Origin of the sequence: Bradyrhizobium sp. WBOS08, assembly GCF_024585125.1 — a bacterium.
GTDB classification, from domain to species: domain Bacteria; phylum Pseudomonadota; class Alphaproteobacteria; order Rhizobiales; family Xanthobacteraceae; genus Bradyrhizobium; species Bradyrhizobium japonicum_B.
This window is the reverse complement of record NZ_CP028988.1, coordinates 5,019,091-5,040,955: the sequence shown is the minus strand read 5'-3', so window position 1 is coordinate 5,040,955 and position 21,865 is coordinate 5,019,091. Positions and strand designations below refer to the sequence as shown.

Genomic DNA, 21,865 nt, shown 5'->3' with positions numbered 1-21,865 from the left:
AGCATCCTACCATTTGAACGCCGCCGAGAGCTCGTAGGTGCGCGGCGCGCCGAGCAGGATCTGGTCGGGATAGAACGGATCGCCCCAGATCGCATAGCGCTTGTCGGTGATGTTGCGGACGCGGAAGGTCAGGCGGGCCTGGTCGACCGCGCCAAATACCGTCTTGGGGATGTCGACGAAGGCATAGACGTCGGCGACGGTGTAGGCCTTCATCGTCACCACATTGGCATCGGTGTTGTAGCGGTCGCCGACATGGCGGCCGGTGATGCCGAGCTCCACCGGCCAGGGCGTGAAGAAGCGCCAGGACGCGCCGGCATTGGCGACGATCCGCGGCACGTTCGGCGGCGTGTTGCCGGAGAACGAGCCGCCGGCGAAATTATAGTCGGCATAGCGCGCATCGACATAGGCGATGTTGCCCCAGAGCCGCAGCGGCTCGATCGGACGCAACGACGCCGCAAGCTCGACGCCCCTGGACTCCTGCCGCCCGGCGATATTGAGCGCCTGCCCGCCGGCCGCGGCATAGACGTTCTTGCGCACGATGTCGTAGGCGGAGAACGACCACTCCGCCCTGTTGTCCCAGAACAGATGCTTGACGCCGGTCTCATAGGTGCGCGCGGTGGTGAGGTCCAATGGCTGGGTCGGCGAGAGCAGGAAGATGTTGTTGGCCGACACGTCAGCGCCGGTCGCGTACTGGCTGAAGAATGTCAGTCCGGGCACCGCCTCCCAGGTGTAGCCGATGCGGCCCGTCACCGGCGCCCAGTCCTTGGTGTACGGGAAGCCCGCTTTCACGACCCCGGCGGAGTCGGTCGAGTTGCGGTCGAGCCCGATATGCTCGAGGCGCAGGCCGCCAATCAGCGCGAAGTTATGCGTCAGCTTCAGCCGGTCCTCGAACGACAGCGCTTCGTTGTCGATCCGCGCGGTCTGTTGCTGCGTCGTCAGCAGGCCATAGAAGCCGCGGTTAGGGTCGACCAGCGAAACTGAATCGCCGGGGAAGTTTGCCGCGCCCGGCCTGACGAAATCGAGATAGCTCGACGACAGGGTCGTGACCAGCCGATTGTCGAAGCCTGCGATGTCAGTGTCCCAGATCAGGTCGGTGATGTTGCCGACGAGACGCTGGCTGTGTGCGACGTAGAAGCGCTCGCGATCGACCAGGTTCGTTGCGGAATTGAACGCTTCGACCTCGTTGTTGAACCAGCTGCGTTGCGCTCCATAGCCATAGGCCTGGCTTTTGAGCGTGAGATCGGGCGCGAGCTTCAGCTCGAAGCCACCGCGCAACCAGACTTCCTGCGCGACATTGCGATTGTCGAGAACGTTGTAATTGGTGTCGAAGGTGCGGTCGTCGATGGTGACCGCGCCGAGATTGGTCTTGTTGTAGTTCGAGACGTAATTGCCCGAAACGATGCCGCTCGTCGCATGCGAGCTGCTATAAGCGATAGGCACCAGCGGCGCGCCCCAATAGGCCTTGCCACGATCCTCGCGATACTCGATCGCACCCCAGACCTTGAGGCTGTCGGAGATGCGGTAGTTGAGCTGGCCGGACACATCCAGCATCTTGGTGTTGGTGTCGTCGGCAAAGCCGTTGAGCGCGGCGCGGCTGACGTCGAAGCGGTAGTCGAGGCCCTGCAGTTTGGTGCTGCCGCCCGAGCCATAATGCGCGCGGAACGAGTTCAGGGAATCCCAGGAGAAATCGGCTTCGTTCCGGATCAGTCCGGTGTGCGGCTGCCTGGTGATGAAATTGATCGCGCCACCGGCTGCGCCCTCGCCCGAGATCAGCGAGGCCGGGCCTTTCAGGAATTCCACGGCCTCCAGATTGGCGGTGTCCATGATCCGCGAGGTCATGTTCTGCGGGCCGATCTTGATGCCGTTGTAGAGCGTGTTGATCTGGCTGTTGGTGAAGCCGCGCATCGAGAAGGCGGAAGGCTCCGCGGGATTGTCGCCGGAGGTGACCCCGACGGCTCCCTGGGCGACGTCGGAGACGGTGCGGTAGCCCTGCTCGCGCACGGTCTCGGCCGAGATCACCTCGACGGTCGCGGGCATCTCGCGCACCGTCAGGCCGAGCCGCGAGGCGCTTTCGGCCACCGCATTGGTGTTGAGCGGCGTCGGCGCCGTCGCAGCCGGGGCGACCGGCTTGGGCGCTGTGGATGCAGCGGCGGGCTTGCGCGCCGCCGCGCGGCGCGGGCTTTGCGCCTCCCGGCCGGTTGACCTGGCTGGTTTGCGGGATTGGTCCGGCGACACCTCGACCGGCGGCAGCGGTTCGCGAACCTGCTGCGCCAGCGCAGCGGGCAGATCGAGCACGGCCAAGGATGTGAGGGCAGCGGAGGCAATCAGGACGCGGCGTGGTCGTAAGATGCAAACAGGAGACACGGCACAAAACCTCGGTATGACGTCAGTGGCACGTCACAGCGAACGAGGTCTCACCTTTGGCCTTGCAGCCGTCCGATGAAGCCGAATGTCTGTACTCCCCGACCGACATCTTCGCGTGTGACCACGGCTGACGGCAGGTCTCCTGGCTCGCGGGTCATCACCACTTCGTCGCCTTCCCGGGACCGAGGACCCAGTGGCTTCTGACGAAGGATTATCCGCTCACAGTTGCGGGGGCAGCCACGGCATTGGGGACAACGTCCCCGCACCGCATTCCCTTTTCATCCCCTCTCGGGGAAACCGTCGCGAGCATCTAGGATTACCATCACAACGGAGTCAATGTGCCTATTGCGGCGTTACTGCCACAGCGAACAACTTCCTCGGAGATGAGAGCATGGAAGGCGAGACCTTCCTCTGGTTGATACGGCATGCGCCGGTCAATGGCGTCAAAGGGACGATCCATGCCGCCGATGCGCCGGCCGATCTCCGCGATCGCGCGCAACTGGACGCGCTGCGGCAGCGCCTGCCACCGGACGCTGGGAGCTACGCCAGCCCGTCGCGGCGCACGGTCGAGACCGCGCGTGCGCTGGGGCTCGAACCGGAGCAGGTCAGCGAATTCCGCGAGCAGGATTTCGGCGACTGGACCGGCCATCGGCACGACGCGCTCGCTGCCGAAGGCGGCGCGGCCTATGCGCAGTTCTGGGACGATCCGGCCGGTGGACGGCCGCCGGGCGGCGAAAGCTTTGCGGATCAGGTCGCGCGCGTGCGGCTCGGTCTGTCGCGGATCGCAGCGGGACCAGCCACGTTGGTCGTGCATTCCGGCACCATCCGCGCCGCGCTGTGCATCGCGCTCGATCTGACGCCGCAGGCCGCCTTGCGCTTCGTGGTCGAGCCGCTGTCGCTGACCCGGATCGATCGGCTCGCGGCCGGATGGCGCGTCGTCTCGGTCAATCAGCGGATCAGCTAGGCCTGTCAGGCACATTGGCCTCTGCAAAAGTCGCCATGCCGTTGTGGAGCGCGCAGGCCAAGCGCACCAGCGGCAGCGCGATGGCGGCACCCGATCCTTCGCCGAGCCTGAGATCGAGGCTGATCAGCGGCTGCGCGTTCAAAGCGCGCAGCACCAGGCGATGGCCCTGCTCGGCCGATTGGTGCGACGGCAGCAGATAGGGATGACAGGACGGGTTCAGCCGCGCCGCTGCGAGCGCTGCGACCGACACGATGAAGCCATCGATCAGCACCGGGATGCGGCGCTGCGCGGCCGCGATGATCGCGCCCGAGATAGCGGCGATTTCGAGCCCGCCGACGGCACACAGGATATTCTCCGGCGCCGCGCCCGCAACGCCGTGACGCGCAATTGCGGTATCGATCACGCGCGTCTTGTGCGCCCGGCCGGCCGCATCGACGCCGGTGCCGCTGCCCGCGATCTCCTCGGCGCTGATGCCGAGCAGGCTCGCCGCGATCGCCGCCGACGTCGTGGTATTGCCGATGCCCATCTCTCCAAAGATCAACAGATCGGGCTGGTTGGCCTCCGCCCGCGCAACCGCGCGCCGGCCGGCCTCGAAGGCAAACGCCAGCTCCGCAGGCAGGAGCGCGGCCTCCACGCTGAAATCGCGGGTGCCGTGGCGCGGCTTGTCGGTGACGATGCCCGTCATCTCCTCACCAGCCAGCGTACCGGCATCGACCACCTCCAAGCGCGAGCCAAGCTCGCGCGCCAGCACCGAGATCGCAGCACCGCCGGAGGCGAAATTGGCCATCATCGCGATGGTCACTTCTTGCGGATAGGCCGAGACGCCCTGCGCGACGATGCCGTGGTCACCCGCGAAGACGATGATCGGCACCCGCGCCGCGCGCGGCTGCTCGGTTGCCTGCAGACCTGCGAGCTCGATCGCGAGCTGCTCGAGCCGGCCGAGCGCGCCGGTCGGCTTCGTCAGCTGCGCCTGACGCGCGATCGCCGCCTCGCGATGAAGCGCGGAGATCACGGGGCAGTTCGTGGTGACCCATTCGGGGAGCATGCTGCCTCGCTTAACGCCTGCGCTTTAGAATGTAGCTGTCCATGATCCAGCCATGCCGCGCGCGCGCATCCTGCCGTGCCGCGACGATACGCGGGCCGGTTTCGGCGAGGGCGCCGGACATGATGATCTGATCGGGCATGCCGAGATAGGCGCCCCAATAGATGTGAATCCCTGCCGGATCCAACGATTCGAATGCGGTGCCGCCGTCGAGCATCACCACCACGGTGTCGATTCCTTGCGGCCAGCCGCCTTCGCGCAGGCGCCGCCCGGTCGTGACCAGAAACGGCTCGCCGATATCGTTGAGCGGCAGCGCATGGGCCGCGCACAGCGCCTGGATCGACGTGATGCCGGGCACGACCTCGATTCTGGGCAAGGGAGCGAGCCGCCGCGCGATGCGCAGCGAGGAATCATACAGCGAAGGATCGCCCCAGATCAGCAGCGCAACCTTGCCGTCGCTTCCCAGATGATCTGCGATCGCCTGCGACCAGGTCGCGGCGACCGCATCGTGCCAGTCGTCCACGCCCTTGCGATAATCGGCCTCGGCGGCATCGCGCACGGGAAGATCGAACTCGGTGATCACCGTCGTGTCGCTGGTGAGCACATCCGCGCAGATCGTCCGCCTGAGATCGGCGAGATCGGATTTCGCCGTTCCCTTGCGCGGGATCAGGACGAGATCGGCGGCGTTGATGGCTTGAACGGCGGCGCGCGTGAGCTGGCCGGGATCGCCGCAACCGATGCCGATCAGGGAGAGCGTGAGCATTGCGCGTGGGGGCGGCCATGACGGCCGCCCCTTGTCTCAGTTAAGCTGCGTTGTGCAGGCGCGGAGTGACGAGGCCGGCCGCGGTGACGCCGCGCAGCGACTTCGCCAGCGCCAGCACGGCGAGATCGGCGAGCGGCTCGATCACGATCACCAGCGCGTAGGACGCCGCAAACGTCGCGATGCCGGCGAGGTTGCTCATCGCAAAGCCGGAGCCATAAAGCGCCCAGAACGCCACCCAGGCGATCACGCCGGCCTGATAGGTGGTCGACAGCGCCAGCGCCTGCCGATACTTCAAATCGACATAGGCCGTATTGCGCGGAATGATCCGCGTGGCGATCGCCTGGATCGCGAATAGCGGCACCAGCAGCGTCGTGACGTTCATGCCGTATTGCGGCAGGTCGACCGGCTCGAGCAGCACGCCCTGAAGCAGCAGGCCGAACGCCAGACCGAAGGCCGCGGGCGCAGCGCCGAACAGCAGGAACAAGGTCGAGCCGAGGATGAAGTGCACCTCGGAGACGCCGACCGGGAAGTGCGGCAGGATCTCGAAGAAGATGAAGACGAGGATCGTGGTGGCGAGCGTCCGGCCTGCGAACGAGCCGATGCCCTGCTCGCGCACGGTTTCGGTCGCGAGCTTCAAGGCAACGCCGCCTGCGGCGATGCCGGTTGCGTAACTCAGCACGAGCTTGGCGCCCGTCACTAGACCGGGTTCGATATGCATGGCTCAGATCCTTCCTGCCGTCACACCCGACGGCCTTGGCCTCAAAACGTGCAGGGCCGGTCTCCTGGCTCGCGGTTCACTGGGTTCTCCGGCCTTCCCGAACCTTGCGGCCCAGTGGCTGATCGAAGTCCCTCACCGCTTACAGTCGCGGGGGCGGCTGGGGTTTTGGGCGCCGCAACTTGGTCCGCCCATCCCCATTCCCGATTATGCTCCGGCGCTTTGCGCCGCGTCGAGCACCTTGCTTCTCCTGTGTGCCCCTTTCGCCGAGCCTGCGTCAAGGGGCGAGGCGCGGCCTTGGCGATCACGACGGATAATCCCCGGCCAGCGCACCGAACAGGATCACGGCGGCGGTCGAAGGAGCGCCACCGCGGGCAAGCTGCTCGGCCAGCTCGGCAACCGTGGTCCGGACCAGCCGCTCGTCGGGGCGGCCAAGGGATTCGGCGACCAGCGCCGGGGTCTCTGCGGCGAGGCCGTGCGCGATCAATTTTGCGGCAAGCGCTGGAAAGGTGCGCCGGCCCATATAGACCACGGTCGTCGCCTCGGGATCGGCCAGCGCCGCCCAATTCAGATTCGGCGGCAGCTCGCCGGTGACGTCGGCCCCGGTGATGAACTGCACCCGGCGCGAGGTGTGGCGCCGCGTCAGGGGAATGCCGGCTTGCGCGGCGGCGACGCAGGCCGAGGTGACGCCCGGAACGATCTCATAGCCGATGCCGGCCTCGCGCAGCGTCTCGATCTCCTCCTCGAGCCGGCCGAAAATGCCGGCATCGCCGGACTTCAGCCGCACCACGCGCACCCCTGTTGCGGCATAGTCGACCAGCAGGCGGTTGACGTGATGCTGCTTGGTCGAGGGCTGCCCTGCGCGCTTGCCGACCGCGACGAGATTGGCGCCAGGCCGGGCGAGATCGAGGATCGCACCCGAGGCGAGATCGTCATAGAGCACGACGTCGGCCTCGCGCAGCCGCGCGGCGCCCTTGAGCGTGAGCAGCTCGGGATCGCCGGGTCCGGCGGAGACGAAGGAAACGAACCCGCTCACCGGTCCTCCGCGATCAGATGAAAGAAGGTGCCGCTGACATGGCCGCGCTGCGAGCCGGTCTCGGCGATGACGGCGCCGGTTGCATCATGCACGACGGCCAGCGGCGTGTCAGGCTGGGCGAGAATGGTCGAATAGTGGAACTCGTGGCCGCGTAGACGCGTGCCGGGACGATGTCCCGGCATCGGTGCGGCGAGCGCCGCGAGGCGATAGCCCAGATGCATGCGGCGCTTGGCAAAGCTGGTTTCGAGGCCAAGCAGGCCCGTCATCTCATGGCGGACACCGTCCGCATCGGTCAAAGCTGTCCCCAGCACCATATAGCCCCCGCACTCGCCATGCACGGGCCGCGTCTCGGCGAAGGCACGCAGGCCGCTGCGAAAGCGTACATTGGACGCGATCCTGCCGGCATGAAGCTCGGGATAGCCGCCGGGCAGCCAGCACACATCGGCGCTCGCGTCCGGTGCCTCATCGGCCAGCGGCGAGAACGGCACGATCTCAGCGCCCGCCGCGCGCCAGGCTTCCAGCATATGCGGATAAATGAAGGAGAACGCGGCATCGCGCGCCAGCGCAATGCGCTGACCGGGCGGGGTCACGTTCAGGCCGCTCGTCGCCGGTTGCGGCGACCAAACAGCCGCGGAGCGCAACACCGCATCGAGATCGACATGCCCGGCGACGAAGCGCGCGGCCTCGTCGATCAGCTTGCCGATCTCGGCCTGCTCCTCGGCCTGCACCAGGCCGAGATGCCGCTTCGGCAGGCTGATCTCGGCATGGCGCGGCAGCGCGGCGAACACGGCGATGCCTGAATCGTTCAGCGCCCGCCGCACCAGATCTTCGTGGCGCGGGCTGGCGACGCGGTTGAGCACGACGCCGGCGAGCCTCACGCCGGGCCGATAATCGCGCAGGCCTGCGGCGATGGCGGCTGCGGTCTGCGCCTGCCCCGAGGGGTCGATCACCAGCAGCACCGGCCAGCCCAGCATCTCCGCGATATCAGCGGTGGCGCCGGTGCCGCAGACGCCGCGCGCGGCGACGCCGTCGAACAGGCCCATCGAACCCTCGGCGAGCACGATATCCGCATCCGTGCCGCGGCTCACCAGATGCAAGATCGTCCCACGATCCATCGCCCAGCTGTCGACGTTGACGGAGGCGCGTCCCGTGGCGGCGGCGTGAAAGGCCGGATCGATGTAATCCGGCCCGCTCTTGAAGCACTGCACGGTCAAGCCGCGATGACGCCAGGCCCGCGCGAGCGCCAGCGTCAGTGTGGTCTTGCCGACGCCGGAGGCCGGTGCGGAGATGACGAGGCCAGCCGGCATCACGACGCCTCCGGAAAGCGCGGCTCGGCGCCGACGGGCCGATAGCGGCGGTCGTAGTCGGCGGCATAGAGACGGCTCTCGTCGAAATCCGCAGCCCCCAGCGTCCTGCCAACCAGGATCAGCGCGGTGCGCTCCATCTCCGTGCCGATTGAGGCATCGAGCGTTGCCAGCGTCGCGCGCACGACGCGCTGGTCCGGCCAGCTCGCGCGCCAGACAATCGCGACCGGGCAATCCGCGCCATAATGCGGCGTGAGCTCGGCGACGACCTTGTCGAGCAGGTGGATCGACAGATGGATCGCGAGCACCGCGCCGGTCGCGGCGAACGCGGCCAGCTTCTCGCCGTCAGGCATCGCACTGGCGCGGCCCGGCGTGCGCGTCAGCACCACCGTCTGCGCAAGGCCCGGCAGCGTCAGCTCGGCCTCCAGCGCTGCCGCAGCAGCGGAAAAGGACGGCACACCCGGCGTGACCGTATAGGGAATGCCGAGCGCGCGCAGGCGGCGGAGCTGCTCGCCCATCGCCGACCAGACCGAGAGATCGCCGGAATGCAGCCGCGCGACATCCTTGCCCTCCGCATGCGCCGCGGCGATCTCCGCGATGATGTCGTCGAGCGATAGCGGCGCCGTGTTGACGATGCGCGCGCCGGGCGGGCAATGCGCCAGCACGCCTTGAGGGATCAGTGAGCCGGCATAGAGGCAGACCGGGCAGGCCGCGATCAGGTCACGACCGCGCAAGGTCAGCAAATCAGGTGCGCCAGGCCCAGCGCCGATGAAATGCACCGTCATGCGCCGTCTCCTTCCGCGATCGCGGCGGTTGCAGTGCGATCCTTGGAGACGGCCCGCGTCGCGATCAGCCGCGCGTGAGGACCAGCCGCCGCGAGCGCCGCGGCTTCTGCGACCGATCCGGTACCGAACTTCTCCATCACGAGATGTGAGTGAGTCGGCGTTGCGATATCGGTCAACATGTCAACCGGAACAGCCTTGATCGGCACACCGCACTCGCGTGCGAGCTGCTGCAGCGCCTCCGCATCGGCCTTGTCGCTGACCGTTGCCACCGCGTCGAGCCCTTCGAGGCCGCCTGCCGCCACAAGCGCCTCCCGCAGCGAGGCCAGCGTCACGTGACTCTTAAATCCGAGTCCGGCGACTTTCATCGGGCCGTACTCCATTGCACCACCGGACGTGCCGTCTCCCAGGAGCGGTAGCGGCCGAGCGGCGCGGCATGCGCGATCTCGACTCGCATCAGCTCGCCGCCATGGCGCTGGTGCAGCTCCCCGAACAGCGCTTCGGTTTCCAGTGTGACGGAATGTGCGACCAGCCGCGCCCCCGGCGCAAGCCGCGACCAGATGGCGTCGAACATCGCCTCATTGAGCCCGCCACCGATAAACACGGAATCCGGCGCTTTCAGCCCAGCGAGAGCCTCGGGCGCCCTCCCCGTGATGACAGTGATCTTGTGAGCCAGCCCAAACGCTTCCGCATTGCTGCGGATGTTGGCCGCGCGGTCCTCACGCGCCTCGACGGCGATCGCCGTCCCGCCACACAGCGCCCATTCAACTGAAATCGAGCCCGAGCCGGCGCCGATGTCCCACAACGTGCTGCCTGCGAAGGGCCACAGCGCCGAGAGCGCCAGCGCGCGCACAGGCCGCTTGGTGATCTGGCCGTCGTGAGCGAAGAGAGCGTCCGGCAGGCCCGAGCTGCGAGACAGGCCGCCGGACCCCCTCGCCTCCAGCGCGACAGCAACGAGCTTTCCCGGGACAAATGTTGGACAGCTCTCAGCGCGATGCTCGCGAATACTTTCATGCGGTCCGCCAAGCGCAGCAAGGGTCCAGAATGCTGAGGCGCCCCATCCGCGCTCCGTCAACCATCTCGCGAGATCACTTGTCGCGTTCCCATCGCGCACCAGGCAGATGATGCGTGCCCCCCGCGCCAGATGCGGCACAAGACGCTCGAACGGCGCCGCATGGAGACCGAGGCAAACAGTCGTTTCGAGGCGCCAGCCCAGCCGCGCCGCAGCCAGCGAGAACGTCGACGGCGCCGAATGCGCGATCCACTCACCCGCCTCAAGCCTCTCCGCAAGGCTTGCGCCCGCGCCATACCAGAAAGGATCGCCGGAGGCGAGCACCACAGTCGGCCGGCCGCGGCAACCCAGCACGATCTCTGCATCAAATGGCACCGGCCAAAGACGGCCACGCGCCGCCACACCCGCAAGCGCTAGGTGCCGCTCACCGCCAAAAACAGTTTCGGCGTTGGCAAGCGCCTTTCGGCTTGCCTCGGACAGGCCGGCAAGGCCATCTTCGCCGATACCAATGATGGTCAGCCAGGGATCAGACACGATGCGCGCCCTCATACTGGGCGGAACGGCCGATGCGAGCCTGCTCGCCGCGGAGATCGCGCGCGCCGGGCTTGATGCCGTGTATTCCTATGGCGGCCGCACCCGCACGCCCGCCGATCAACCGCTGCCAACCCGCATCGGCGGCTTCGGCGGCGTGAGCGGACTTGCCGACTACATCCGTCGTGAGGGAATCACCCACGTGATCGACGCGACGCATCCGTTCGCTGCCGAGATGAGCCGTCATGCGGTCGAAGCGTGCGCGGAAACCTGTACGCCGCTGATCGCGCTGGAGCGCGCGCCCTGGACCAGGGCCTCCGGCGACAGATGGACTGAGGTTGCAGATGTCACCGCCGCCGTCGCCGCGCTGCCGGAGGCGCCCGCAAACGTGTTCCTCGCCATCGGCCGCCAGCATATCGCGCCGTTTGCGGCGAAGCCGCAGCACAGCTACACGCTGCGCTTCGTCGATCCGCCCGAAGCGCCCCTGCCCCTCACGGCCGACGTGATCGTATCGCGCGGACCGTTCACGCTTGATGGGGAGCTCGAGATGATGCGCAGGCGCGGCATCGCCTGGATCGTCGCCCGCAATTCCGGCGGCGACGGCGCGCGTGCCAAGATCGACGCGGCCCGCAGGCTCGCCCTGCCCGTGATCATGATCTCGCGGCCGGAGCTGCCCGAGCGGCGGCGGGTCGAGAGCGTCGCTGACGTGATGCAATGGCTCGGTCATTCTGCCCGCCTCGGCGTATAGACCCAGCGGCCGACGCGGCGTGTCTGCGAATTGCCGACGATCACCAGCGTGCGCATGTCGGCCATCTCTGGCGTCGCTTCGTTCAGCGTCACCGTCACGATCTTCTCATCGGCTGCGCTGATCGCGCGCGCAAAAATCACGAGGCGCTCGCCGCAACCGGCGTCCTTCAGCACCGCGAGCGCGCGGCCAAAGCCCTCCGGCCGGCTCGCCGAGCGCGGATTGTACATCGCAATCGCGAAATCGGCTTCGGCCGCAAGACGCAGGCGCTTCTCGATGACCGCCCAGGGCTTGAGGTTGTCCGAGAGGTTGATCGCGCAGAAATCATGGCCGAGCGGGGCCCCGGCGCGGGCGGCGGCGGCCAGCATCGCGGTGATGCCGGGCAGCACGCGGATCGGAAGCGCCTGATATTGCGGCGCCTGTTCGAGCACCTCGAACACGGCGGAGGCCATCGCGAACACGCCGGGATCGCCGGAGGACACGACGACGACCTGCCCGCCTTCGGAGGCAAGCCGCAATGCCTCGCTTGCGCGCTGCAGCTCCTCGCGGTTATCCGAAGGATGCAGGGTGAGCCCGGCTCGCCGCGGCACGCGCGCGACGTAGGGCGCGTAGCCCAGAATATCGGTCGCGGACGCAAGCGCAGCCGTGACCTCAGGCGTCACCAGCGCATCGCTGCCCGGCCCGAGGCCCGCGATGGTCAGGGAGCCCGTCATTCGGCGGCGTCCAGATGCCGGCCCTTGCCGTGAACCAGCACGATCGCGAAATAGGGACAGTCGGCGGCGTCGATCTCGGCCAGCCGCACCACGCGCTCGCCCGGCATAGTGCCGCGCTCGACCAGCCAGGCGTCATCCAGCCGGCCGGCTGAGCTGAGTGCACGGCGCACCTTTGCAAGATTGCGTCCGGTTTTCATGACGACGAGCGCATCGGAATCGCGCATGTGCCGCTCGAGCTCGTCTTCGGGAAGCGTGCCCATCAGCACGGTGGTCACGTCGTCGCCGAGCGCGATCGGCTGTCCGACGCCGTTCCAGCAGCCGACCATGCCGGGAATGCCCGCGATCACCTCGATCTCGACGCGGCCTTGCAGGCGCGTATGCAGATGCATGAAGGAACCGTAGAAGTAAGGATCGCCCTCGCAGAGCACGACGACATCGACGGCGCGCGAAAGCCGCGCCAGGCGCTCGGCCCATTCATCGTAGAAACCGGCGAGCAAGTGGATGTATTCGGAGCTGTCGAAAGCGATCTCCGTCGTGACCGGATATTCCATCGGATATTCGGTGACGCCGGCTGCAAGCATGCCCTCGACGATGCGCCGGGCCTGGCCCGGCCGGCCCTTCTTGCGGAAGTAAGCGACGTGGCTGGCGCCGCGCACGGTGCGATCGGCGCGCACGCTCATCAAATCAGGAGCGCCGGGGCCGAGACCGCAGCAGATGATCCGTCCCATCGCTATTCGCTCCGGCTCGCCAGCGCGTTGACGGCGGCAACGGTGATCGCGGAGCCGCCGAGGCGCCCCGCGACCGTCAGCGCCGGCGCTGGCGGATCGGCCATCAGCGCTGCCTTGGATTCGGCCGCACCGACGAAGCCGACCGGGCAACCGATGATCGCCGCCGGCCGCGGGCAGTCAGGATCCTCCAGCATGTTGAGCAGATGAAACAGCGCCGTCGGCGCATTGCCGATCGCAACGATCGCACCGGCGAGATGCGGCCGCCATAGCTCGAGCGCCGCGGCCGAACGAGTGTTGCGCATCGATTGCGCAAGTGCAGGCACGGTCTCGTCGCCAAGCGTGCAGATCACGGCGTTGGCCGCGGGCAGCCTCGCGCGCGTGATCCCTTCCGAGACCATGCGCGCGTCGCACAGGATCGGCGCGCCTCTTTGCAAGGCGGCGCGCGCGGCTGCCGCCATGCCTGGCGTGAAGCGGATATGCGATTCCAGACCGACCATGCCGGCGGCGTGAATCATGCGCACCACCACGGGCTCCTCGTCCGGCGTGAAGCGGGCAAGATCGGCTTCGGCCCGGATGGTGGCGAAGGATTGCCGGTAGATCGCCGCGCCATCGGTCTCGTAGGTATGCGACATCAATTCCCTCCCACCAGGATGGAGGGGTCGCTGACGATGTCAGCGCCGCTCAGGCCTCGCAGGACCGGCTCATCGCGCGTCGAGCCGCCGCGGACGAGATCGAAGCCGGCGCGCGTCGCGACCAGCGTGACCGCGGCCGGGCCCGAATGGGCGCAGCCTTTGCCACAGCCCGAGACGTGCAGCCGCGCATCGGCGGCGATGCGCGGGGCGAGCGCCGCGGCCAGCGCGCGCGTATCGGCATGAGCCTCGCGGCAGCGCGGCGCGCCGCTGCAGGCGATGACGCGCAGCGCAGGATCGAACGGCTCGGTGATGAGACCCGGCGCGCTCGGCATCTCGCGCCTGCCTTCACTCAGCAGCATCCGCCAGGGCGTCATGCGCAGCGCATGTCCGCTACTGGCGAGGTGGTGCAGCGTCGCGTGCAGCATCTGTCCGAACGCGACGCCGACCATCGCGCCTTGCGGATAGTGCCCGGGCCGCGAGGCGGCCATCACGGGCGCAGGCTCGGTCTCGCCCCGCAGCGATTGGGGCAATGCCGCACCGGACGCGATATGGGCCGCCATCCGCCCTCGCCCGCCCTTCGCGCCGCCCGAGATGATGAACCAGCTTGCGAGCGCAAGCGCCGTGCCCACGGCCTCGCCGCGCTCGACGGAGCGGCCGAGCCTCGCACCGTCGGCCCGCACCAGCAGACGGCCCGAGCGATCGCGCTCGATGCGGATGTCGGCGGAATCGCTGGCGAGTACCCGCGACCTGCCATCGTCGATGGCGAACCCGAACTTGGTCGGAAGCGCGAGGCCGCACTCGGCGAGTGCCTCCTCCAGTTCGGCAGCGAGCGACTGCGTTTCGTCGCCGCCGCCCCAGAACGGCGTCACCAGAATGTTGCGCCGGGCTTCGCTCTCAGCGTCGGGATCGAGCAGCCGCAGTTGCGCAAGGCCGTCGAGCAGCGGGCGATGGCTCTCTTCGCTCACGCCCCGGATCTGGAGATTGGCGCGGCTCGTGACGTCGATCAGGCCATTGCCGTGCCGCCCGGCAAGGTCGGCAAGCCCAGTGATCTGTGGAACTTCAAGACGCCCGCCGAACGGGCGCACCCGCACCACGAACCCATCGCCCGACAGCATCGGGCGCAGCGCGCCGGGACACCAGCCCTTGATTGCGGAAGCGCTCATGAGGCCTCCCGCAGCGCCGCGGCGATCGAATTGCGGCGCGTTTGCCAGAGCGCGGCGTCGTGCAGGCGCGCAAAACAGCTTTCCATCGCAGCGAGCGCGGACGGATTCTCGCGCGCCATGAAGGCGCGGACGTCATCATGGCCGAGCGTCGCATCGTAATAGAGATCGAACAGATACGGCGGCACGGCGCCGGCAAGATGGGCGAACGCGGCCATGTGCTCCAGCGTCGCGGTGATCTCGGCGGCCCCGCGGAAACCATGGCGCATCATGCCGGCGATCCAGGCCGGATTGGCGGCACGCGCCCGGACGACGCGGGAAATCTCCTCGGTCAGCGTACGCGCATGCGGCTGCTCGGGGCGCGTCGTGTCGAGATGATAGAGCGATGGTCCTGCCGCACCGAGATGCGCAGCGGCGGCCGCAATGCCGGCTTCATGCGCGGCATAATCGGCGGCGAGCAGCAGGTCGGTTTCCGGCAAATCCTGGACGTGGACGAAGGCATCGGCTGAGGCGAGCCGCGCCTCGATCCCGGCGCGATCGTGCTGCATCTCGCCGTCGGCCGAGAACGCCCAGGACGAGGCCGACAACCAGGCTTCGCCGGCGGCATCCCGCGTCTCCGGCGTGAAGGCATCGGGGATCGCCGAGAGGCCGACGCCATATTGTCCGGGCCGCGGCGCGAACACACGGGAGGCGCGGTGGCGATACGGATTCTCCTCGCCCTCGTCCTCGCGCGCGGCGAGCGCCTCGGAGGCGGCCTCGAACAATTGCGCAAGGCCGGAGAAGACGTCGCGGAACAGACCCGACACGCGCAGCGTGACGTCGATGCGGGGGCGGCCGAGCTCGGCCGGCGCGACGATGTCGTAGCCGGTGACGCGACCGGAGGCGTGATCCCAGCGCGGCGCGAGGCCGGCCAGATGCAGCGCCATCGCAAACTCCTCGCCCGCCGTGCGCATCGTCGCCGAGCCCCAGAGATCGACCACGAGACCCTTCGGCCAGTCGCCATGATCCTGCAGGTGACGGCGCAGCAGCTCCTCGGCGAGCTTTATCCCCTGCGCATGTGCGGACGGCGTCGGCACCGCGCGCGGGTCGACGGCAAAGAGATTGCGCCCGGTCGGCAGCACGTCCTGGCGACCGCGATAGGGCGAGCCCGAAGGTCCCGGCGCGACGCGCTTGCCGCCAAGCGCAGCAAGCAGCGCGCCGCGCTCGGCGTCACCGCAGGCGCCGCGGCCGAACACATGGAGGCCGTCGCCGAACTGGCTTTCCTTGAGATCGCAGACGAAGCGATCAATCCGTGGAATCGCCTCAGCCGGCGCGGCCGAAGCATCGAGGCCGAGATCGTCTTCGAGACCGGCCGCACGCGCTTCGTCGCGGATCGCTGCGATCAGCCGCTGGCGGCGCGCGGGATCGAGACCATCGGCAGTCGAATATTCGTCGAGCAGACGTTCGAGCCGGCGCAAGCCTTCCGGCACCGCGGATGTTTCCAGCGGCGGCGGCAGATGGCCGATGGTGACGGCACCAATGCGGCGTTTGGCCTGCGCGGCTTCACCGGGATCGTTGACGATGAAGGGATAGATGACGGGCAGATCGCCGATCAGCGCTTCCGGCCAGCACGCGGACGACAGCGCCACGGATTTTCCGGGCAGCCATTCCAGCGTGCCATGCGCGCCCATGTGCACGACGGCATCGATCCCCTGGGCGCGGAGCCAGAGATAGAACGCGACATAAGCATGGCGCGGCGTGCGGGCGAGATCGTGGTAATCGGCATCGCGCGTGACCGCATCGCCGCGCTCGGGCTGAACCGCGATGATGGAGCGGCCGCACGCGATGGCCGCGAATTGAAACGCACCGCCGTTGCAGCTGGGATCATCCTCCGGCGCGCCCCAGGCCTGCGCGAGATCGTCTTGCAGGGATTGCGGCAGGCGCGAGAGGGCCGCGCGATAATCGGCAACGTCCCAGGTTAGACTCTGCTTCAGCAGCGTCTCGCCGAGCGCATCGACCGGCGCAACATCGAAGCCGGCCTGCGCCAGATCGGACAGCAACCCTTCAGCGGAGGCCAGCGCATCGAGACCAACCGCATGGGCGATCTGGTGCGGCCGGCCCGGATAGTTCGAGAGCACGATCGCGACCCGTTTCTCGGCGGCAGGCTTCTGTGCAAGTCGCCACCAGGCCGCAACGCGCGCGGCAACGGCCTTGACGCGCTCCTCGTCCGGCCCGTGCGCCAGATGGGCGAATTGCAGATCGGGATCGCGCATCGCGGCCGACTTGAAGCTCACGACGCCTGCGAACAGCCGGCCGTCGACCTCGGGCAGCACCACATGCATGGCGAGATCGCCCGGCGAGAGACCGCGCAGCGACTCTGCCCAGTCCTCGCGCCGCGCCGTCGCGAGCGCGACCTGGAACACCGGGCACGAAGCTTGGTCGAACGGCGTCGTGCCGTCGTCGCCGATGGCCGAGAATGCCGTCACGTTGACGATCGCGGCCGGAGGATTTTGCGCGAGATGCGCGCGCAACCAATCGGCGACGCCGGGCGCTTTCAACGAGGTGACGAACACGCCGTAGGAGTCAAAGCCCTCCTCGCGCAGCGCGGCAATCAGGGCATCGACCGGACCCGTATCCGCGGCCGTGAGATAGGAGCGATAGAAAGCCACCAGCGCGAGCGGCCTGCCCGCACGCGAGGCCGGCGCAGCAATGACGCCGCGCGAGGGATCGTAGAAGCCCATCTCGGGCACGGTCAGCTCGCCAGTGACCGGTCCGGCATAAAGTCCCGAGGCCAGCGCGAGCTGCGCGATCGCCGCCTGCGCGGCGACCGGACCGCCGGTGTCGCAGAGCACCTTGAGCCGGCGCAGCGTCGACAGGGGCAAGGTCGAGTAGGCATCGAGCCGCGTGTCGTCGCGGCCGTCCGCCGGCAGCACGGCGAGCGCGACGCCGCGATCCTGCGCCAGCTGCTGCAGGGCCGTGAGACCATAGGACCAGTAGGATTCGCCGCCGATCAGCCGCACCAGAATGCCGCGCGCCTGCGACAGCGTCTTCTCGATATAGGTGTCGACCGAGAGCGGATGGCGCAGCTCCGCGAGATTGGCGAGCCGCAGCGACGGAAGGCTATGGCGGCCACGGCGCCACCCGGCCGCGAACGCCGCAAGGTCGGAATCCGAATACGAGAGCACCACGAGATCGGCCGGGTCGTGGCCGATGTCCCTGGGCGTCGCGGTCTCCTCCAGACCGCGGCTCTCGCGGAAGACGACGTGCATCAGATACCAAGTCCTGACCTGATCGCGGCCTCATCGATATCGCCGTGCTCACCGATCACGACGAGCTTGGACTGCCTGAGACCTGCGCCCCAGGGCTTGTCGAACTGGTGACGCACGCGCTCGCCCACGGCCTGAAGCAGCAGGCGCATCGGCTTGCCCGCGACCGCGATATAGCCTTTGGCGCGCAGCACGTTCTGCTCGCGCGCCAGGCGCTGCACGGAGGCAACGAGCGCATCGATGTCGGCGACCTCAGGAAGGTCGATCACGACGGAAGCGAAATCATCGTGCTCGTGCTCCTCCTCGCCGTCATGATGCGAGGGGCGCGCGGCGAGATCGTTCTCGGCGGCAGCGCCGAGCCCGAGGATGACGCGGGCGTCGATCGCGCCGTCGGTGATGGGCAGCATCGGCACGCGGCGCGGCATCTCGGCAATGATCGCCGCCTTGGCCGCTTCGATCCCGGCGCTGCCGGCGAGATCGGCCTTGGTCAGCAGCACGATGTCGGCGCAGGCGATCTGGTCCTCGAACACTTCCGACAGCGGCGTCTCGTGATCGAGATTGACGTCCGCCGCGCGCTGCGCCTCGACGGCGTCAGGATCGGGCGCGAAGCGGCCGGCCGCGACGGCTTCGGCATCGGCCAGCGCGATCACGCCGTCGACCGTGATGCGCGAGCGGATCTCAGGCCAATCAAACGCCTTCAAGAGCGGCTTCGGCAGCGCCAGGCCCGAGGTCTCGATCAGGATGTGATCGGGCCGCACCGTGCGCGCGAGCAATTGCTCCATGGTCGGGATGAAATCGTCGGCGACGGTGCAGCAGATGCAGCCATTGGCGAGCTCGACGATGTTTTCTTCCGGGCAATTGGCGTCGGCGCAGGACTTCAATATCTCGCCGTCGACGCCCTCGCTGCCGAACTCGTTGACGAGCACCGCGAGCTTCCTGCCGTTGGGATTCGCGAGCAGATGCTGGATCAGCGTCGTCTTGCCGGAACCGAGGAAACCGGTGACCACCGTAACCGGAACTTTTGCGAGCGAGCTCATTCGGCGGCCTCCGGCACGATTGCAATGGGGGGAATGCGGGCAAGCGACTGCTTGCGGAATATTTCCGGCCGGCTGCGCCAGGGCACGAGCCCATCCGGCGCGGCCGCATAGGCCGCAGCACCCGCGACCACGTCCTGCGCGTTCGCCTCCGACAGGCGGCCATAGACATAGGACCAGCGGCCGGGCGCGCTGAGCGCCACCGAGCAGCCCTGGCTGCAGGCCGACAAGCATTCGACGGGAACCACGTTGACGCCCTCGGGCACGCCGGCCTCGAGGATCGCACCGTGCAGGCGCTTGCCGGGCGTGGTCTCGCCCTCGCCAAGCGTCTGGCCGGCGCGGCAGGTGATGCAGACGTGAAGTGTGACGGTCATCGCCTCTTCCAGATAACAGCGGGAGGCGATGAGGCACACGGACCATTCGTCAGAAGGTCCGTTTCCCCGTCGCGGAACACCCCGTCCGCCGGTCCAAAACTCGTCCGCGCTGGCAGGTCTCCCGGCTTGCGGAGCAGGGTTTTGCCCTTCGATCCCCGCCTTCCCGATTTCCGTGGAAATCAGTGGCTTTGGGCATCTCTCCGGTCACGGTCGCGGGGGCGGCTGCATTTTGGACCCCAATCTTGCCGATTCGGCCCCTATCGCATTCCCTCTTCGCCTGTCATAGGACAGGAACCAACGCCGGGTCACCATTTGCCGGTGGCCGCCTCTTGTCAAGCCGAAGGACCGGATCCAATGACGCCTGAACCGGACACCCAAACACCTGAGGAAACCGACGCCAGGCACGCCCAGAAAATGGCGAAGAAGAAAGCCGCCCGCGACAAGATCATGGCGACCAAGAGCGGCGAGAAGGGCCTCATCATCGTCCATACCGGCGCCGGCAAAGGCAAGTCGTCCTCGGCCTTCGGCATGATCGTGCGCTGCGTCGCCCATGGCTTCCCCTGCGCGGTGGTGCAATTCATCAAGGGCGCCTGGGACACCGGCGAGCGGCGCCTGCTCACCGGCCATTTCGGCGAGCTCTGCCAGTTCCACGCGATGGGCGAAGGCTTCACCTGGGAGACGCAGGACCGCGCCCGCGACATCGCCGCCGCGCGCGCCGGCTGGGAGAAGGCCAAGGAGCTTATCCTCGACGAGAGCTTGCGGATGGTCGTGCTCGACGAGATCAACATCGCGCTGCGTTACGATTATCTCGACATCGCCGAGGTCGTCGGGTTCCTGACCACCTCGAAGCCGCCGCTGACTCACGTCGTGCTCACCGGACGCAACGCCAAGGACGAACTGATCGAGATCGCCGACCTCGTCACCGAGATGACGCTGGTCAAGCATCCCTTCCGCTCCGGCATCAAGGCGCAGGCCGGCGTCGAGTTCTGAAGTTGATGATGAGACCAGGTTCAAATGCTGCGCCGAGGGAAGCGTGCTCCCTCCCCCGCTTGCGGGGGAGGGCTGGGGAGAGGGTTGTCTCCGCGGTGGGATTCCCCAAGAGGATAGAACCCTCTCCCGGCGCGCTGGACGATGCTTCGCATCGCCCGGACGCGCCGACCTCTCCCGCAAGCGGGAGAGGTGCACCGAGCGCGCAGCCGCTTGATTCAACTCGATCCCAAGCGCTTTAGAAGGGCGCCGATGGCACGCGCGCTGATGATCCAGGGGGCCGGCTCGGACGTGGGCAAATCGCTCATCGTCGCCGGCTTGGCGCGCGCGTTCACGCGGCGAGACCTGCGCGTGGTGCCGTTCAAGCCGCAGAACATGTCGAACAACGCGGCCGTCACCATCGATGGCGGCGAGATCGGCCGCGCCCAGGCCTTGCAGGCGCTCGCCGCAGGCGTCGAGCCGCACACCGATATGAACCCGGTGCTGCTGAAGCCCGAGACCGATGTCGGCGCGCAGGTCATCGTTCACGGCAAGCGCATCGCCACGGCGCGCGCGCGCGACTACGCGGCAATGAAGCCCTCGCTGATGGGCGCGGTGCTGGAGAGCTTCGAGCGCTTGAAGGCGCGCGCCGACCTCGTGCTGGTCGAAGGTGCCGGCAGCCCGGCGGAAGTCAACCTGCGCAAGGCCGACATCGCCAACATGGGTTTTGCCCGCAAGGCCGACGTACCGGTCGTGTTGGTCGGCGACATCGACCGCGGCGGCGTCATCGCGCAGCTCGTCGGCATCAAGACGGTGATCGACCCCGAGGATGCCGCGATGATTCAAGGCTTCGTCATCAACAAATTCCGCGGCGATCCCACGCTGTTCGACGACGGCTACAGGCTGATCGAACACAAGACCGCCTGGCGCGGCTTCGGCGTGCTGCCCTGGTTCACGCGCGCCGGCGAGCTGCCGGCCGAGGACGCGCTCGGCCTGAGCGACGCGCGCAAGCCCGGCCAATGCAAGATCGCCTGCCTGGCGCTGTCGCGCATCGCCAATTTCGACGACCTCGATCCGCTGAAGCTGGAGCCCGGCGTCGATCTCGTGATGGTGCGCCCAGGTGAAGCGATTCCCGGCGACGTCCGCCTCGTCATCATCCCCGGCTCGAAATCCACCCGCGGCGATCTCGCCTTCCTGCGCGCGCAGGGCTGGGACATCGACCTGCTCGCGCATCATCGCCGCGGCGGCCACGTGCTCGGCCTCTGCGGCGGCTATCAGATGCTGGGGCGCAGCGTTGCCGACCCAGATGGCATCGAGGGCCCCGCGGGCGACACGCCCGGACTTGGGCTGCTGGATGTCGAGACGGTGATGAGCCCGCAGAAGACGCTGACGCGTGTTGCGGCCGTGCATGCTGCCACGAAACAGGCGATCGAGGCCTATGAGATCCACATCGGCCGCACCGACGGACCGGATCGCATCCGCCCCTTCGCAAAGCTGAACGGCGAGCCCGAGGGCGCGATCTCGCGCGACGGCCGCGTGCAGGGCAGCTATCTGCACGGCCTGTTCACGTCGGATGATTTCCGCAAGGCGTATCTGGCAAAGCTCGACATTCCCGCCGGCAATGAGCCCTATCTGGGCCGGGTCGAAAGCGCGCTCGAGGCGCTGGCCGATCACATCGAGAAACATCTCGACGTCGCAGGCCTGCTCGCGCTAACGCGCTAGAGGTGAACCGGTGGCGCGGCTCGTTCACCTCTC

General features: G+C 67.8%; 20 protein-coding genes and 3 riboswitches. Of the genes, 4 read left to right on the top strand and 16 right to left on the bottom strand.

Going from position 1 to position 21,865, the window contains the following annotated elements; genetic code table 11:
* Positions 1–6 precede the first annotated feature (6 nt).
* Positions 7–2,364 carry a TonB-dependent siderophore receptor gene (locus DCM80_RS23520; protein ID WP_257193927.1) on the bottom strand — a complete coding sequence of 786 codons (2,358 nt, stop codon included), beginning with the start codon at positions 2,362–2,364 and terminating at the stop codon, positions 7–9.
* A 114-nt stretch (positions 2,365–2,478) separates the two neighbouring features.
* Positions 2,479–2,681, bottom strand: a riboswitch (cobalamin riboswitch).
* 74 nt (positions 2,682–2,755) lie between these two features.
* Here DCM80_RS23520 and DCM80_RS23515 point away from each other — a divergent pair.
* A complete protein-coding gene (locus DCM80_RS23515; protein WP_257193926.1) occupies positions 2,756–3,328 on the top strand; it encodes a histidine phosphatase family protein in 573 nt (190 codons plus the stop codon).
* Here the strand turns inward: DCM80_RS23515 and cobT are convergent.
* The 8 genes from cobT to cbiE all read right to left on the bottom strand — a co-directional run bounded on the left by cobT (position 3,321) and on the right by cbiE (position 10,516).
* Positions 3,321–4,373 (bottom strand): nicotinate-nucleotide--dimethylbenzimidazole phosphoribosyltransferase, encoded by a 1,053-nt coding sequence (gene cobT / locus DCM80_RS23510; protein ID WP_257193925.1) that lies wholly within the window; start codon positions 4,371–4,373, stop codon positions 3,321–3,323. The genes DCM80_RS23515 and cobT overlap by 8 nt on opposite strands.
* Positions 4,374–4,383: 10 nt before the next feature.
* The gene (cobF, locus tag DCM80_RS23505) at positions 4,384–5,133 is read right to left on the bottom strand and encodes a precorrin-6A synthase (deacetylating) (RefSeq protein ID WP_257193924.1); all 750 of its coding nucleotides are present in this window, start codon (positions 5,131–5,133) and stop codon (positions 4,384–4,386) included.
* Between the two features lie 40 nt (positions 5,134–5,173).
* On the bottom strand, positions 5,174–5,851 hold the full coding sequence (locus DCM80_RS23500) for an energy-coupling factor ABC transporter permease (RefSeq protein ID WP_257193923.1): 678 nt from the start codon (positions 5,849–5,851) through the stop codon (positions 5,174–5,176).
* Between the two features lie 36 nt (positions 5,852–5,887).
* A riboswitch (cobalamin riboswitch) is annotated at positions 5,888–6,107 on the bottom strand.
* A 45-nt stretch (positions 6,108–6,152) separates the two neighbouring features.
* On the bottom strand, positions 6,153–6,884 hold the full coding sequence (gene cobA / locus DCM80_RS23495) for a uroporphyrinogen-III C-methyltransferase (protein WP_257193922.1): 732 nt from the start codon (positions 6,882–6,884) through the stop codon (positions 6,153–6,155).
* Positions 6,881–8,191 (bottom strand): cobyrinate a,c-diamide synthase, encoded by a 1,311-nt coding sequence (locus DCM80_RS23490; RefSeq protein ID WP_257193921.1) that lies wholly within the window; start codon positions 8,189–8,191, stop codon positions 6,881–6,883. The genes cobA and DCM80_RS23490 overlap by 4 nt, the downstream gene beginning before the upstream one ends.
* Complete coding sequence (cobM, locus tag DCM80_RS23485; protein ID WP_257193920.1) at positions 8,191–8,973, bottom strand: precorrin-4 C(11)-methyltransferase; 783 nt, start codon at positions 8,971–8,973, stop codon at positions 8,191–8,193. Before cobM ends, DCM80_RS23490 begins: the two co-directional genes overlap by 1 nt.
* Entirely contained in the window at positions 8,970–9,338 is a 369-nt protein-coding gene (locus DCM80_RS23480) for a cobalamin biosynthesis protein (protein ID WP_257193919.1), read from the bottom strand. The genes cobM and DCM80_RS23480 overlap by 4 nt, the downstream gene beginning before the upstream one ends.
* Complete coding sequence (gene cbiE, locus DCM80_RS23475) at positions 9,335–10,516, bottom strand: precorrin-6y C5,15-methyltransferase (decarboxylating) subunit CbiE (RefSeq protein ID WP_257193918.1); 1,182 nt, start codon at positions 10,514–10,516, stop codon at positions 9,335–9,337. The genes DCM80_RS23480 and cbiE overlap by 4 nt, the downstream gene beginning before the upstream one ends.
* 1 nt (position 10,517) lies before the next feature.
* Between cbiE and DCM80_RS23470 the strand changes: the two genes are divergently transcribed.
* Positions 10,518–11,261: a cobalt-precorrin-6A reductase gene (locus DCM80_RS23470; RefSeq protein WP_257193917.1), complete on the top strand. Its 744-nt coding sequence runs from the start codon at positions 10,518–10,520 to the stop codon at positions 11,259–11,261.
* Here the strand turns inward: DCM80_RS23470 and cobJ are convergent.
* Genes cobJ through DCM80_RS23435 form a run of 7 tightly spaced genes read right to left on the bottom strand, consistent with a single transcriptional unit; the run spans position 11,237 to position 19,144 of the window.
* Positions 11,237–11,971 (bottom strand): precorrin-3B C(17)-methyltransferase, encoded by a 735-nt coding sequence (gene cobJ, locus DCM80_RS23465; RefSeq protein ID WP_257193916.1) that lies wholly within the window; start codon positions 11,969–11,971, stop codon positions 11,237–11,239. The genes DCM80_RS23470 and cobJ overlap by 25 nt on opposite strands.
* On the bottom strand, positions 11,968–12,699 hold the full coding sequence (locus tag DCM80_RS23460; protein WP_257193915.1) for a precorrin-2 C(20)-methyltransferase: 732 nt from the start codon (positions 12,697–12,699) through the stop codon (positions 11,968–11,970). The genes cobJ and DCM80_RS23460 overlap by 4 nt, the downstream gene beginning before the upstream one ends.
* A 2-nt stretch (positions 12,700–12,701) precedes the next feature.
* The gene (locus DCM80_RS23455) at positions 12,702–13,331 is read right to left on the bottom strand and encodes a precorrin-8X methylmutase (protein ID WP_257193914.1); all 630 of its coding nucleotides are present in this window, start codon (positions 13,329–13,331) and stop codon (positions 12,702–12,704) included.
* Positions 13,331–14,494 carry a precorrin-3B synthase gene (gene cobG, locus DCM80_RS23450; RefSeq protein WP_257193912.1) on the bottom strand — a complete coding sequence of 388 codons (1,164 nt, stop codon included), beginning with the start codon at positions 14,492–14,494 and terminating at the stop codon, positions 13,331–13,333. The genes DCM80_RS23455 and cobG overlap by 1 nt, the downstream gene beginning before the upstream one ends.
* Positions 14,491–17,739 (bottom strand): cobaltochelatase subunit CobN, encoded by a 3,249-nt coding sequence (gene cobN, locus DCM80_RS23445; RefSeq protein ID WP_257193911.1) that lies wholly within the window; start codon positions 17,737–17,739, stop codon positions 14,491–14,493. Before cobN ends, cobG begins: the two co-directional genes overlap by 4 nt.
* Positions 17,739–18,773: a cobalamin biosynthesis protein CobW gene (gene cobW, locus DCM80_RS23440; RefSeq protein WP_257193910.1), complete on the bottom strand. Its 1,035-nt coding sequence runs from the start codon at positions 18,771–18,773 to the stop codon at positions 17,739–17,741. Before cobW ends, cobN begins: the two co-directional genes overlap by 1 nt.
* Positions 18,770–19,144 carry a DUF1636 domain-containing protein gene (locus tag DCM80_RS23435; protein ID WP_257193909.1) on the bottom strand — a complete coding sequence of 125 codons (375 nt, stop codon included), beginning with the start codon at positions 19,142–19,144 and terminating at the stop codon, positions 18,770–18,772. Before DCM80_RS23435 ends, cobW begins: the two co-directional genes overlap by 4 nt.
* 93 nt (positions 19,145–19,237) lie before the next feature.
* A riboswitch (cobalamin riboswitch) is annotated at positions 19,238–19,458 on the bottom strand.
* A 40-nt stretch (positions 19,459–19,498) separates the two neighbouring features.
* On the opposite strand from DCM80_RS23435, the gene cobO reads away from it, so the two are divergent.
* Positions 19,499–20,134, top strand: coding sequence for a cob(I)yrinic acid a,c-diamide adenosyltransferase (cobO, locus tag DCM80_RS23430; RefSeq protein ID WP_257193908.1), 636 nt, complete (start codon positions 19,499–19,501; stop codon positions 20,132–20,134).
* A gap of 249 nt (positions 20,135–20,383) precedes the next feature.
* A complete protein-coding gene (locus tag DCM80_RS23425) occupies positions 20,384–21,832 on the top strand; it encodes a cobyric acid synthase (RefSeq protein WP_257193906.1) in 1,449 nt (482 codons plus the stop codon).
* The last annotated feature ends 33 nt before the right edge of the window (positions 21,833–21,865 follow it).